Genomic DNA, 13,713 nt, shown 5'->3' with positions numbered 1-13,713 from the left:
ATGAGACCCGAAACATAATCGCACGGTGGGTCACTTCTCGATGAAAACCCCGGGTCACTTCTCAGCAGCAATCAACACATCAGGAACTCCAGGCGGCTCTTGCCGGAGCCGGTATCGCCCACCTGTTCGAAGACTACGTGCGCGAGCACGTAGAACATGGCAGGCTCGTCGAGCTAATCGCCGACTGGAAACAGAAGTTGCCCAGTTGGTATCTGTATTATCCAAACCGCCGGCACACGAGCGCAGCCATGAGGGCGTTCCTAAACTACGTCCGGCAGCATAACCGACCTTGAGCCTCAACGTTTCTCAGCCGTGCCGCGAGCCGCCGCCATGTACCGGGGCGCCGATTGTTTTTCGATAGCGTCCTTTCCGCCGCGACCGGACATAGCAGATGAGGTTCGCCGTTTTCAGCGCGGCGCTGTCGCGGCGCGCGGTTTTGAGGCTCACCTACCAAAGGGCCATGATCTCGCTGGCCCCGCAGCGGCTGCCCTCTTCGACTCTGGCAAGAAACCAGTATTGCCGTTCATTGAGTTCGAGCCAGTCAGGGTCATGTAAAGGGTCGCGATCAGGGCCATCTATAGGGTAATTCCGATGCGGCAGCCGACCAGGAAACGAACGACGCCAGGTTGATTATGATCGTGCCAATCGTCTTTGATGTGGAAGCAAGCGCTGCTGCAACTAACAAACGAGGCAAGAGGAGAAGATCCGATGGCCGAAAAATCTTCCAAGAAGCCCGAGACGGCACAAAAGAGAAAGCCGGCCCTGCTCTCAGGCGGCAACCCGCAAATACCCAAAGGATATGGCGATGAGCCGGTTCAGGCCTATATCGGCGCGGTGCCGGGGTGGAAGCAGGCTGTCTGCCGGCGGATCGACAAGATCGTCACCGAGCTGGTGCCCAGCGTGAAGAAGGCAGTCAAATGGAACTCGCCCTTCTACGGCCTGGGGGAGGATCGCTACTTTTTGAGCTATCACTGCTTCGAGCGCTACGTGAAGATTACCTTCTTGCAGGGCGAATCGCTCGACCCAAAGCCGCCGGGAACCTCCAAGCACCCGCAGGTCCGCTAACTCGATATCCACGATGATGACGAACTTGGAGAGCAGTTTGCCGACTGGGTCCGTCAGGCAGCCAAGCTTCCCGGCGAAAAGATGTAAAGGAACGGGTGACAGCGCCAAGTCACATCGGCCGTAAAGTTATCGCCTGGATGGTGGAAGCGGCAATGACGCACGGGATCGGGATTAGCATCGTCATCGGAGCCGATAGGTCAAATTGGCGATACGAACGCAATCTGCTTATCTGATCTCTGGGAAGCCTGCTCCCCCACTGGTCTCGCCGACTCTTCCTGCGGTGAGAATTCTGCGATAGCCGCCCTTACGGCGAGACCCCACATAGCAGATGAGATTGGCTGCTTTCAGAGCGGCGATGTCGCGGCGCGCAGTCTTCAGGCTGACCTGCCACAAGGCCATGATCTCGCTGGCGCCACAGCGGTCGCCTTCGGCGACTCTGGCCAGAAACCAGTATTGGCGCTCATTGAGTTCTGCCCGATCAGGGTCATTCATAGGGTCACGATTGGGGTCATCCATAGGGTCATTTGGCCGGTGATCGGCAGGTCTCCTGCCCCCGGCAAACTCCCCGACGACATAGGCACCCCTGGCCGCCGCCAGCGCATAGCGATCGACGGACCCTGACAGTTTGGCGGCCACCGGTCCCTCGATGATCCCGAGAGCGAAAGCGCGAATGACGGGTGAAGACACCACGAGACGCAAGAAAAACACCGTATCGGGACCGTGTTGGCCCGAGAGCCAGTGTTTGACGGTGCGCTCGCTGGCGCATGATCAGCTTGATCGCGCGGTGGCTGTCGCCGTGCTCCTTGCGCAGCAGTTCGGCCATGGTTTGCGCATAGATCTGGCGCGTGGCCAGGACACCTTTCCATGGCGGTAATTTCCTGCCCTTTTTCTGCAACATCTTCCGGTCTCTCCACAGTTAAACTGGTCGAGGTGCAGAAGCGGTGGCGAGGCCACGTGCTGAGGCGGTCGGTTGCCCGGACCGCCTCAGGTAAAGCAGGAAAGGGCAAAGTTTGCCGAGATGGGATCTTAACGACGACGACCGATCCGAGCCGGCACCTCTGGTGCGCGCGGCCGAATATGTCCGCATGTCGACCGATCATCAGAAATATTCGACTGAAAACCAATCCGACGCGATCCGGCACTATGCCGAGGCGCGCGGGATCGAGATCGTGCGCACCTATGCCGATGCCGGCAAGAGCGGTCTCAAGATCGAGGGGCGCGATGCGCTCAGGCAGTTGATCGAGGATGTTGAGGCTGGCACGACCGATTTCACATTGGTGCTGGTCTATGATGTCAGCCGCTGGGGCCGGTTTCAGGATGCCGATGAGAGCGCCTACTACGAATATATCTGCCGGCGCGCCGGCATCGCCGTGCAATATTGCGCCGAGCAATTCGACAATGATGGCAGCCCGGTCTCGACCATCGTCAAAGGCGTCAAACGCGCCATGGCCGGCGAATATAGCCGCGAGCTCTCGACCAAGGTGTTTGCCGGGCAAGGCCGGCTGATCGAAAAGGGCTATCGCCAGGGCGGCCCGGCCGGGTTTGGTCTGAGGCGCATGCTGATCGATGAGCATGGCGCCATCAAGGGGGCGCTTTCGCGCGGCGAGCACAAGAGCATCCAGACCGACCGGGTGATCCTGACGCCGGGACCGGAGGAAGAGGTCGCGCTGGTGCGCGAGATTTACCGCGCCTTTGTCCATAAAGGCCGCAGCGAAAGCGTGATCGCGGCCGACCTCAATGCGCGCGGCTTCAAAACCGATCTTGGCCGGCTTTGGACGCGCGGCACGGTCCATCAGGTCCTGATCAATGAGAAATATGTCGGCGACAATGTCTGGAACCGCCGTTCGTTCAAGCTCAAGAAGAAGCGGGTGCGCAATGCGCCCGAGATGTGGATCCGCGCCGATGGCGCGTTTGAGGCTATTGTCGAACGCGAATTGTTCGAGGCGGCGCGCACGATCATCGCCGCGCGCTCGTTCCGCTTGAGCGATGAGGAGATGCTTGAGGCCCTGGCCGAACTCTACCAGCGTCAGGGCATCCTTTCGGGGATCATCATCGACGAATGCGAGGCCATGGCCTCGAGCAGCGCGTACAGTTCACGCTTCGGCAGCCTGCTCAGGGCCTATAGCCTGGTCGGGTTCACCCCGGAGCGGGACTATCGCTACATCGAAATCAACCGGCAGCTGCGCCAGCTTCATCCCGGCATTGTGACCGAGCTGATTGCGGGGCTTACGGCCACGGGCAGCGAGAGCTGGCAGGAGGACGAGAGCGACCGGGTGATCGTCAATGGCGAATTCAGCGTCTCGGTGGTGATCGCGCGCTGTTTCGAGACCCCGACGGGGCTTTTGCGCTGGAAGCTGCGTTTCGATGCTTCGCTTGCGCCCGACATCACCGTGGTCGTGCGCATGGACCGTACCAACCGCGCGCCATTCGACTATTATCTTTTCCCGCGCATCGAGACACTTTCCGAGAAGGTCCGGCTGAGCGAAGACAATGCGCTTGTCCTCGACGCCTACCGCTTCGACGACCTCGATCTTCTCTACACCATCGCCGCTCCCATCCCCTTACCGGAGGCTGCCTGATGTCTGCCGTGCGTTCCAGCGGTGTCGAAATGATCCCGATTTCGCGGATCACGGTGCTCAACTCGCGGGCGCGCAACAAGCGCCAGCACCGCGAGATCGTCAACAATATCGAGGCCATCGGGCTCAAGCGCCCGATCACGGTGGCGCGCCATAACGGTCCGGGCGGCGCGCGCTATGATCTGGTCTGCGGTGAGGGCCGGCTCGAAGCGTTCCAGATGCTCGGCCAGAGCGAGATCCCGGCCGTGGTGATCGAGGCCAGCGAGAGCCAATGCCTGGTGATGAGCCTGGTTGAAAACATTGCCCGGCGCACGCCGCGTCCGATCGACATCATGCGCGAGATCGGCGCCTTGCGCGCTCGGGGCTATAACGACACGGCGATTGGCGAAAAGCTCGGGGTCGGCGCGTCCTGGGTCAACATGATCGCCTCGCTGCTCGAGCGCGGCGAGGAGCGTCTGGTCGCAGCGGTCGAAACCGGCGTGATCCCGATCACGCTGGCGATGAGATTTCCAAGGCCGAGAGCGAGGAAGCCCAGACCCTACTGCTCGACGCCTATGAGACCGGCAAGCTCAGAGGCAAGAAGCTGGCAGCGGCGCGGCGCATGCTCGACATGCGCATGCGCGCGCAGGGCAAGGGGCTGCCTTCGGGGCGATTGGGCCGCAAAGGCAGCGGGAGGCGGATGACCGCCAATGATCTGATGCAGGTCTATCAGCGCGAGGCGGAAAAGCAGCGGCTCTTGGTCAAGAAGTCCGATTTCACCCAGACCCGGCTGCTGTTCATCGTCGAGGCGCTCAAGGACCTGCTCGGCGATGAGGGGTTCCTCAACCTGCTCAGGGCTGAGGGCCTTGCAACCATGCCGCGCGCGCTGGCGATGCGGATTGCGGGAGAGCACGATGGCTGAACGGATCGAGGATTCGGGCGAGCGCATCCGTCAGGGGTTCGATAGCCAGTTTGTGACCATAGCGGTGGCAAGCATCGTGCCGCTCAAGACGCTGCCCGAGGGCGCGCGCGAGGGCCGGAGCTTCGCGCAGGTGCTCTCCTCGATCAAGGCGGTCGGGCTGGTCGAAGCCCCCGCGGTCATGGCCGATACGGCCAAGACCGGCTCCTACTTCCTGCTCGACGGGCATTTGCGGATCGAGGCGCTGAAAGAGCTTGGCATCGAACAGGTCGAATGCCTGATCGCCACGGACGACGACACCTATACCTATAACAAGCGGGTCAACCGGATTCCGCCGATCCAGGAGCATCGGATGATCGCGCGGGCCATGGATCGCGGGGTGGCGGCGACTGATATTGCCGAAGCGCTGAACCTGCAGGTAGAATCGGTCATCCGGCGCTTTCGCCTGCTCGAAGGCATCAGTCAGGAAGCGGCCGAGATGCTGAAAGACACGCCCTGCTCGATGAGGGTGTTCGACATATTGCGGCAGATGTCGGCGGTGCGCCAGATCGAGGCTGCGGACCTGATGATCGGGCAGAACAACTTTTCGATCATGTTTGCCCGCGCCCTTCGCGCGGCAACGCCCGACAATCAGCTGGCTGCAGCCAAGAAGGGCAAGGGAGCGGCGGCCCCGACCCCGTCGGGCCAGCAGATCGCGCGCATGGAGCGCGAGCTGGCGGCGCTGCAGACCCAGGTCAAATCGGTCGAGGAAACCTATGGCATCGACAATCTGCATCTGACGGTGGCGCGCGGCTATATCGCCAAGCTCCTGGCCAATGGCCGAGTCGCGCGCTGGCTCGCCAGCCACCGCCAGGAATATCTCGGCGAATTCGAAAAGATTGCCGAGATCGACACGCTTGCGCCGCTGGCCGAGCAGGACGCCTGAGCCAGCCAATGGGGACCCGGACCCGATAAGCGCGGGGACCATGGGAGACGCCGCACTGTGGGGCGGATCGAGCATGGCGGTGGGAATGGCGGCGAACCCGCAGGAAGCCCACCAGGCTGGCCGCCATCAGGTCCAGCCGCCCCGCGGAAGCACGACAAGCTCCCGCATCACAGATCGGCGTGTCGGAGACGCCATCCGGCACGCCGATCGATCACAACAGTGGAAGTGCCGAGGGGCCGTAGGCCTGACGTCGAGCCTTCTCCAGCCTCATGTCGCAGCGACAGTGGCCACGTGCTCTCCAGAACGCCCGTCCTCTGCGGGATTGGCGACGGCAACTAGGTCGAACTCCTCTCGGCCCTTCACCTTGTCGACCAACAACTCTCTCTCGGTCCTTATTGCCTCTGCTCGTGCCGACGGATTCTGCACAATAGTCAGTTGGGCTTGACTGCGCCCTGCCGCGTCAAAGCTGATCCTATATATGTGATATCGTTCGCCAAGATTGTTGGCGGCTACCCACTCGTTGTCCGAAAATCGCACGCTGCCGGACTTCGTCTCGATGAACCGGCTGACCAGATCGATCCGATCCGGATCCTTCTGGAATTCGGCGCAATCCTCTTCACTATCAAAGGAGAGATAGTCGCACCCAAAAGCTCTCGATCCTTGCAGGTGAGCAACGAGCAGAGGCCAGCGGCCGTCGGCGCGCTCGAACGCCGCCGTCCAATGCTCCGCATCGGCGGCACGGTTGGGGTCAGAGCCATTTTGACTTGGAACGTGACCTGTAGGCCCCGCGACCCGTAGCGTTCGGCGAGGGAAGATCGCGCGCGCCTGTGATGAATTGTTCTGCGGCTGCCGCTGATGAACGGATAGCTCCACCTCGGAAGGGTCAGATTCGCTTGATACCTGGTTCGGGACGCGATCGAGCTCATCACCCCCACGATCTCCCATCGAAGCGGTTGCCGTTCCGCGCGAATTTGTTCGGGCTGGAGCAGGACCCGAAGCCAAGGTCTCGGCATCTACGTCCGGCGCAAACGGTGAAACAAACGCCTGATCAACGCCACCGATCAACGAGGCAAGTTCGTCCTCGCTAAGTGAAGGCAGAGCACGTTGGAGATGGGCACGACGCAATGCATCGGTCGAAGAAGTCAGGAATGGCACGAAATCTGCGCCGCTCTGCAGCTCAAAAAGCTCAGCAAGCCCATCCGCTATTGCATGGCATCCGAGATCCATCATTTCCTCGAAAGAGCCCGAATCGTCGACCGTTATGATCATCGCGTCATCATCGAAGCTGTGACGCCATGGGTCCAACTCCTCTACAATCTTAGCATCATCGATCGCGAGTTCCATTTCGGCGCGGCGCGCGACTTTGAGCTGAACCGCTTCGAAGCGGCGCAGGTGAGTGCCGTCGGGAGATAAAGCCTTACGCAGCGCCATTATGTAAGGCTTGGAATCACGGAACCGCGAACGCAGAGCTATCGAATCTCCCTCCTCCACCTCGTCCAGCGAGCAAATTCTCAGATTGAGGGCATCCTTCTGCAAGGTTGCAACACCGAAACGTGCCAGGACCTGTTTGGCATTCCGACGAGATGGCAGATCGAGGAGGCGCAGGTGTGGCTTTGCAGCCGAAGGGAAGTCATCACGCTGAGCGTAGTAAACGCCCTCACGATCAGCCCAAACTCGTCGTCCTTCCAGTTGGATAGGCAGTTGGCCCTTGGCCCGAAAGGCGATTCCGTCCGCCCCTCCAAGTTCGGGATCGAATGTTTCGCGCTCCAAGATTTGCAGGAAGAGCCTGCTTCCGACCTCTGGCTTTATCTGCCGTGACGGAAGCGAAGACAGGAGCCGGTAGACGTGTGGTTCTGGGAGATCATCAAGATTGCGAACGACACCGGCACGCTCCAGACCTCGCCGCCAATGAGCTTTGTCCAGGCCGAACTCCAGCTCGCTCGACGAATTGGCTGCACGTGGCGCCTGGAACAGCGCAGAAAGTACCCCTGGTTCGATCATTGTGTCTCGGGGCGCGTGACGCTGGCCGTCTTGGCAATCGAGCCATGCGCTTGTCTGGATATCGAGATGAACCGTGTTGGGCAGAGTGCCCTCATATGTTCGAAACTTCGATAACCCATTATCTCGGGCTTCTAGCTGCACGCTAAAGGCCGGAACGGGCACAAGCGGGTCGAGACGCGGATCTTGGGCAAGCCATGCCAGAATTGCTTCTGACGGTGCGCCGCTGAGAATTCGGTCAAGCGCCTCAACAGTGTCGTGAGTTGCCTTGGCCGTATAGCCCCAGGACAAGTCCGACCGCTTGACCTCTCTCGACGTGTTTCCGTCGGTGACCTGAACGGTCTCAGGCAGCGTGTCGACGATCGATTGACGCCATTTCTCTGGCAAAGGCTCTGTAATTCTCCGCGGCCATGGATTGATCCCCAGCCACACGAGGAAATCTGCCAAGTCATCCGGCTCTTCGCGAAATCCATTCTCATGTGGCGTGCCGATGAGCAGCTCCGGCTGGCCGGAATAAAGAGCCGCCGTAGTTCGCCCGACTTTTCCGTAGTTCTCAGAGAGGTGTACGGTTGTGATGTCACGCCATTGTCCGTCTTTGCACCGCACCCGAAAGACCCCTTGCGGTCTGCTCCGCGTCCGATCATGCAAGGAATAAACGGTAGCCAGCAGACTGGCTTGCAGTTGATCAGGATTGCTTCGGTTTTTCTTCAGGAGTTCCGAAACTCTGCTGCGAATCGCCGAAATAACGGCATCCGCACTATATTCGACGACCCGAAATCCCCTAAGCGCATGGATTTTGTCGCGGACAACGTTTCCCGACACCTCAGCCAGAAGTTCAGACCAAAGCTCTGGATGGATAAACCGCGCGTTTGCCCAATCGGGAAGCCCATGCCGCTTAGTTTCATCGGCAGGAGGCGGAAATGCCGTGGCTGTCGAAGGCATCTCCTTACCCTTTATGTCGATCAGTAGACGCCGATCATGTTTGTCTTCGGGAAAGGTCTTCGCAATGCCCACAATCGCTTTTGCGCGCTCCGAGAAGCTGAGATCGGCGCTCCGAAGCGTACTAATAATGTCTTTTGTGTCGACCATTGGCACACCGAGTTCGTGCCTAAGAAGGGCCTCGGTGTTGGCGGCCTTGATCCGGGCAAGTTGGCCGAAAAGCCGTGGCGGAAGATATTCAGCATATCGGACCGGACCAATTCGTGCATTGACGGCTTTACGCCAAGCACCATCCATGCATTGCACGATAGGCAGGTCTCTTGCCCGCAGCCACGCTGCCTCTGAAACTGGTTTCAGCGCATCGGGAAATCCCTGATGCGCAATGAGCCAGTTCAACGGCTCGGAAATGCGGGCCGATTTGCGGAGTTCGGCCAACATCTCGGCGTGAAGACGACCGAGGGCCTGCAGCACCTCGTTGTTGTGCTGCGAATTTTCATTGATGGTCTTGCGGCTAGAGTCGAGTTCCAGCGTAGCGTGAAAGAGGCCAGAAAAGGGTAGCGGCAGAGAGGTCGGGAAGAAGCTGTGCAGTTTGCCCGGCTTGTTCGTTTCATCGCTCCGAATAGCTATGGCGAGCTCGAATTCCCGTTCGTTCTCGCCCTCTCCAATAGATCCCACCTGTTGCCTGACGATCCAATCCTGTGTGCTGGTATCTGGGCCACATTCGAGCCATAGCGATACATCGCCATTGTCCTTCAACTTTTTGATCCAGCACTTCTCATCACAGCCCGGGAGCCGAATACGGATCTCTTCCAGCGCCCGGACAAACAAGAGAAAACTGGGCTGGAATTGGCCTGCTTGCTCGATAACGCGCTTTAGTGCCCTGGCGCCCCCGAGAGGCGCTGCAATGACCGTATCGTAGCCATCTTCGCGAAGTTTACGGGCATGCTGCACCACGGTCTGCGTACCGCACTCGAGAGTCTCCAGTTCCGTGCCGGCAGCAGGAAATACGAGCAACGGCGGCAAGTTGGGATTGGCCCCGCTGAAGTTGGCCGCAATCTCGGCGTTCTGGCGCGCCAGTTTGGCAACCACTGCACGCGCATGGGTTCGCGAAAATCCCAACTCAAGAGCACCGCTACTGACGATCGGCGCCTCGGTCCAATTCAGGATTGCACGAAATCCTAAGCCCTTTGCGCCGATCATCCGCGCGGCGCGGGTCGGCTTGTCGCTGGTATGGGCGGTCATCAACGACGCTACACCACCTCTGCGGAACGGCTGCCCGGTGTTGGCTACATAAAGGGCCTCCTGCGTCACCTCGATCAGGACCCGTCCGGAGCCCCCCATTTCACTGGCGGCGTCTGCCGCATTCTGGACAAGCTCCAAGAGTTCTCGGCCGGCATAATCTGCCGTGGTCTGCTGTTCGGTGCGTGAATGTCCTAAAAGAAAGGCCGGCTTCTCGAGATACGCCTTGCACGTCGATTGAAGCTCGGCGTCAATGAACGCAGCCCAAGCCTCACCTGTCATATGCGCCTCTTCGGCTCCAGCATTCCTTTTTTGGTTCATGGCTTCGTGCGCGTCCGATCTGTTCTACATAAAACCTATTGGCGGTCCATTTTCCCCCAGGACCTAATTCGCCTAAACATCACGAATTGGACCACTAGCCGAATACGTCCTTGATCGTCTTTCCGTCACTTGGCCGGCTCCAGCTCTGGGGCCCGCTGCAATTGCCGTCCTTGACAATTCCACCAGCGACACTCGAGCTGCCGAAGAGATGGTCGCGCGAAAAGCGGTACAAGTCCGGATCAGTATCCGGCACGAGGACCCCCTGCCGCACCAACCGGTCCCGCTCCTCGCGATCCCGCTTCACACGCGGGGTGCCTTCCCGCATTGCCGTTGACCCCTTGCGGACCAGGAAACCCTCGGCCTCAGGACGGCCATAGGCTTGAGCTTTCTGCGGACGCATCACAAACCAGTCGTTGTCGCTCATGGATTTCTTCCTTCGATTTGTGTGAATTCAGGCAATGCGCATAGCGTGTTGACGAGGCGCATCTGTTCAACGGTGTTGCATTTTGCTTCGCGCAGCCGCGGCGCCCCGAAGACGAGCGCCAGGCCTTTGGCGCGCGAGACAGCGACGTTGATGCGATTGAGCGAGAACAGGAAATCCATGCCGCGCGGGGTTTCCTCGACCGAGGAGGCGGTCATGGAAACCAGGCAAACGGGTGCTTCCTGCCCCTGGAATTTGTCGACCGTGCCGACACGAATGCCAGCGGGCAAGGCGTCCTGCAGGGCATTGACCTGTGCATTATAGGGCGCAACAACGATAATATCGGCGGGCTCAAGGGCGCGCGTTGTCCCATCCTTAAGTGTCCAGCTTCCCGAGAGCAGATCGTCGATCGCAGCCTGAATGGCAGCGACTTCCTCGGCTGCGATCTGGGCATTGCCCTCATGGACGACCGGCACCCAGAAAGCACCAGCTTCAGGAAAGCCCGTCCCGCGGACTGCCTGGACGGCTGTATCGGGCGCGCTAACGAGCCTGCCTTCATAGACCTGCCGCGAAATAAACCCGCAGACATCGGGATGCATGCGGCGCGAGACCGGCAGGAAGATGCCGCGATCGGGCGGAATGGTGGCGTGCTCGCCCAGCATCCATTCGAGACAGGAAAGGTTGGCCGGATCGGGATGGGCACCCTGGATGACCTGCGGCAATTGCCGCGGATCGCCGACCAGAACGATGTTGCGCGCGCAGCGTCCCATGGCGACCATATTGGCCAGCCCCACTTGCCCGGCTTCATCGATGAAGAGCCAGTCGAGCGCCTGCTCGTGCTCGGATCGGGCAAAAAAGAAGGCGGTGCCGCCGACCACATGGGCGCGGCCCCAGAGGGAATCGTCATTGGCCGTCGAGCGGATGATGCCGGTACAGTCGTCCGGATAACCGTCTTCGCCGCTGCTGACCTTGTGCCCGATGCACAGGCCCGGGACAGCATCGCCATCATCTTGCGCGGCAAGACACCCCATCAGCACATTGCGGATCGCCTCATGGCTGTTCGAGGCCACGCCAACACGGTGCCCCTGGCGTACCAGCGCAAGGATTGCCCGTGCGGTCACATAGGTCTTGCCGGTTCCCGGCGGCCCCTGGATTGGCAGCACGGTGCCATCCATGGCGGCGATCACCGCGATCGTGCCGGTCAAGGGATCGGCGCCATCAAGCAGATCGGCGCGCGGTCCCGTCACCAGACGTGGGGCCGTGCGCGCAAGCAGATCATCGAGCGCGGTCAGGCGGCGCGCACCGCACTGATCTTCGATCACATCGCGCAGGGCCGCTGCAATGACGTCCGTATTGAGCGGCCAGTCCGGGTGAAGCGTCAGGCGATCGGTCAAGAGATGCGCCTTGGCCGCCCCCGCCTTGACCGCGATGATCCGCTCACTGCGGTCGAGCTCTTCGATGCTGACCGTGGCCGGCGCGCCGTCAATGGCCGGGACCGTCGCTTTGCGGCCGGCCCGCAGCTTGGTCTCCTGGAGCGGAAAGCGATAGCGGCGCAGCACCGAGCGTTTGACGGGTTCTGCCCGATCAATGGCTTCCAGACCGGCCAGTGCGTCGAGATCGTCGATCAGCTCGTCCTCGTCCTTGCCGGCGCTATCGAAAACCGCCCATTGCGCCGGCTTGGCCTCGCGCTTGTGGAACAGGCCGAGGTTGAACAACATGTCCTGCCGCTCCTGCGGCAGACCGGATGCGGCAAGCTTCGCGCGAAGAGCCTGCGTATCGGCGTCCTCCTCGACTTCCTTGTCGCCGGCATCCACCGCCAGTACCGGCCAGGGCGCGGCGGGGCGGATGCTCACCAACCAGTCGCGCAGCTCCTCGGTCGAGATACAGTCGATGCGGTTATAGTCTTCGATCTCATCGAGGATCGTTTGTTCGCCGGTTTCGCGCCAGCGCTCATAGGCAACGACCGAACCGCCGGCGGTTTTGACCTCACCTTCGCGCACCCGGCCATAGAAGGCTTCCATCGACTTGATCGAGTAATTGGCTTCCGAGCCGATCAGTGCGCCGCGCACCACCGCGAAAAGATCGACAAAGCGCCGCTCGCGCAGCAGACGATCGAGAAAGGCCTCGCCGATTCCATATTGTGCGGTCAGCCGCCGCAAGGCGGTGATCTCATAGGGCGCATAGTGATAGATGCGCGCCTCGGGATAGGCTGCGAGCCTTTGCCGGAAAAACTCCAGAAGGTCCGCCAAGGCCCGCGCTTCGGCGCCGTGATCATGCGCCCAGAAAGCCTTGAACTGGCCGTCGAACCAGACGCCGTGGAGATATTCGAGACCGCCTTCGTAATGCGGATCGCCCTCGATATCGTAGAAAAGATCGCCCTGCTGCGGCGCGGGCAGAAGATCGAAGCCCTTGCCGGGTTCGGCCTCGCGCAACTCGAAGGCCGGCGCCCCGGTCTTGCGGGCGTGCTGCAGGCGCGCCTGCGTCACCAGCCGCGCTCGGGTGGTCTCGGCCATGCCGCGGATGGGATGATCGAGCCCGGCCAGCCGCTCCATGGTGGTGATACCAGCCGCCTCGAGCTTCTTGACCTGGGTCCGGGTAATATTGGCAACGTTGAACAGGCTGTCTTCGGCCTGCCACTGGCTTTCGCAGTGATCGCCCCAGCGGCACAGCCCACAATCGGCACAAGGGATCGGCCGGGTCGGCACCGGGTTTTCCAGGAAAGCCTCGAGCCGCTGACGCGCCATGCGCGCATAGGCCTGATAATCCGCCAGCCGTAGCTGCGCCCGGGTGCCATCACCGAGTTCGACATGGGCGAATTCGGGGGCGACGCCCTGAATCTCGGTCATCAAATCCGAGTAGAGCACCAGCTGCAGCACATGTTTGGGATGGGGCCGGCGCTTGAGCTTGGTGTCGGTGACTTCGTAGCTGAAGGGACCGAGATCGGACGGGCGCTCGACGCGCTCGAGGAAGTCCGACCAACCGCCCCAATGGTCGCCCAGAAGCGCCCCTTGAAAGACGATCTGCGGACCGCTTGCCAAAGCCTCCCGAGTTGTCTGCGCATTCTTGGCAAGATCGGACCGATCGATCTCGATCACCGACATACAAGATGCCTTCAGCTTGGCCAGATGGGCAGCTTCGTGGGCATCGCCCTGCTTCTGGAGCAGCGCTGCATCTTCGGTATCTTCGCGCGGCACTGGCCCCTTGCCATGCATATAGGCGAGATCGAGCGCGGTCGCGTGAGCGCAGCCCATGAACCGCATCAGATCCGATGCGGACAAGAGTATCCGGCTCCCCTCAATAGTTCGCATTGTTGCCCCCTCGTCGAACGCAA

At 60.8% G+C, this 13,713-nt stretch carries 8 protein-coding genes and 2 pseudogenes; 6 read left to right on the top strand and 4 right to left on the bottom strand.

Annotation, left to right across the window (positions count from 1 at the left end):
* Positions 1-62: 62 nt before the first annotated feature.
* Both D8676_RS22690 and D8676_RS22680 read left to right on the top strand, forming a co-directional pair.
* A pseudogene (locus tag D8676_RS22690) lies at positions 63-293 on the top strand (LysR substrate-binding domain-containing protein); the annotation flags it as partial.
* Positions 294-708: 415 nt separating this feature from the next.
* Positions 709-1,152 (top strand): annotated as a pseudogene (locus D8676_RS22680) (DUF1801 domain-containing protein).
* Positions 1,153-1,290: 138 nt separating this feature from the next.
* On the opposite strand, the gene D8676_RS22675 reads toward D8676_RS22680, so the two are convergent.
* Positions 1,291-1,755 carry a DeoR family transcriptional regulator gene (locus D8676_RS22675; RefSeq protein ID WP_245427072.1) on the bottom strand — a complete coding sequence of 155 codons (465 nt, stop codon included), beginning with the start codon at positions 1,753-1,755 and terminating at the stop codon, positions 1,291-1,293.
* A 371-nt stretch (positions 1,756-2,126) separates the two neighbouring features.
* On the opposite strand from D8676_RS22675, the gene D8676_RS22670 reads away from it, so the two are divergent.
* From D8676_RS22670 to D8676_RS22660, 4 genes are read left to right on the top strand one after another with little or no spacing between them, the layout of a single operon-like run.
* On the top strand, positions 2,127-3,644 hold the full coding sequence (locus D8676_RS22670; protein ID WP_281034296.1) for a recombinase family protein: 1,518 nt from the start codon (positions 2,127-2,129) through the stop codon (positions 3,642-3,644).
* A complete protein-coding gene (locus tag D8676_RS22665; RefSeq protein WP_245427067.1) occupies positions 3,644-4,324 on the top strand; it encodes a ParB N-terminal domain-containing protein in 681 nt (226 codons plus the stop codon). Before D8676_RS22670 ends, D8676_RS22665 begins: the two co-directional genes overlap by 1 nt.
* A complete protein-coding gene (locus tag D8676_RS27750) occupies positions 4,321-4,542 on the top strand; it encodes a hypothetical protein (protein WP_245427066.1) in 222 nt (73 codons plus the stop codon). The genes D8676_RS22665 and D8676_RS27750 overlap by 4 nt, the downstream gene beginning before the upstream one ends.
* The gene (locus D8676_RS22660; RefSeq protein WP_121583362.1) at positions 4,535-5,464 is read left to right on the top strand and encodes a plasmid partitioning protein RepB C-terminal domain-containing protein; all 930 of its coding nucleotides are present in this window, start codon (positions 4,535-4,537) and stop codon (positions 5,462-5,464) included. Before D8676_RS27750 ends, D8676_RS22660 begins: the two co-directional genes overlap by 8 nt.
* A 267-nt stretch (positions 5,465-5,731) precedes the next feature.
* Here D8676_RS22660 and D8676_RS22655 read toward each other — a convergent pair whose 3' ends face one another.
* From D8676_RS22655 to D8676_RS22645, 3 genes are all read right to left on the bottom strand, one after another.
* Positions 5,732-9,961, bottom strand: a complete 4,230-nt coding sequence (locus tag D8676_RS22655) for a hypothetical protein (protein WP_147448240.1) — start codon at positions 9,959-9,961, stop codon at positions 5,732-5,734.
* Between the two features lie 94 nt (positions 9,962-10,055).
* Entirely contained in the window at positions 10,056-10,385 is a 330-nt protein-coding gene (locus D8676_RS27745; protein ID WP_245427064.1) for a DUF4357 domain-containing protein, read from the bottom strand.
* Positions 10,382-13,690: a TM0106 family RecB-like putative nuclease gene (locus tag D8676_RS22645; protein WP_121583360.1), complete on the bottom strand. Its 3,309-nt coding sequence runs from the start codon at positions 13,688-13,690 to the stop codon at positions 10,382-10,384. The genes D8676_RS27745 and D8676_RS22645 overlap by 4 nt, the downstream gene beginning before the upstream one ends.
* Positions 13,691-13,713: the final 23 nt, after the last annotated feature.

Source organism: Mesorhizobium sp. YM1C-6-2 (assembly GCF_003666685.1).
Lineage (GTDB): Bacteria > Pseudomonadota > Alphaproteobacteria > Rhizobiales > Rhizobiaceae > Mesorhizobium_K.
This window is presented reverse-complemented; position numbering and strand designations above follow the sequence as displayed.

What these genes read in the sequence shown, in the direction of transcription:
- D8676_RS27745 (WP_245427064.1), bottom strand. Translation starts at nt 10,385, where the DNA reads ATGAGCGACAACGACTGGTTTGTGATGCGTCCGCAGAAAGCTCAAGCC.
- D8676_RS22660 (WP_121583362.1), top strand. Translation starts at nt 4,535, where the DNA reads ATGGCTGAACGGATCGAGGATTCGGGCGAGCGCATCCGTCAGGGGTTC.
- D8676_RS22645 (WP_121583360.1), bottom strand. Translation starts at nt 13,690, where the DNA reads ATGCGAACTATTGAGGGGAGCCGGATACTCTTGTCCGCATCGGATCTG.
- D8676_RS22665 (WP_245427067.1), top strand. Translation starts at nt 3,644, where the DNA reads ATGTCTGCCGTGCGTTCCAGCGGTGTCGAAATGATCCCGATTTCGCGG.
- D8676_RS27750 (WP_245427066.1), top strand. Translation starts at nt 4,321, where the DNA reads ATGACCGCCAATGATCTGATGCAGGTCTATCAGCGCGAGGCGGAAAAG.
- D8676_RS22655 (WP_147448240.1), bottom strand. Translation starts at nt 9,961, where the DNA reads ATGAACCAAAAAAGGAATGCTGGAGCCGAAGAGGCGCATATGACAGGT.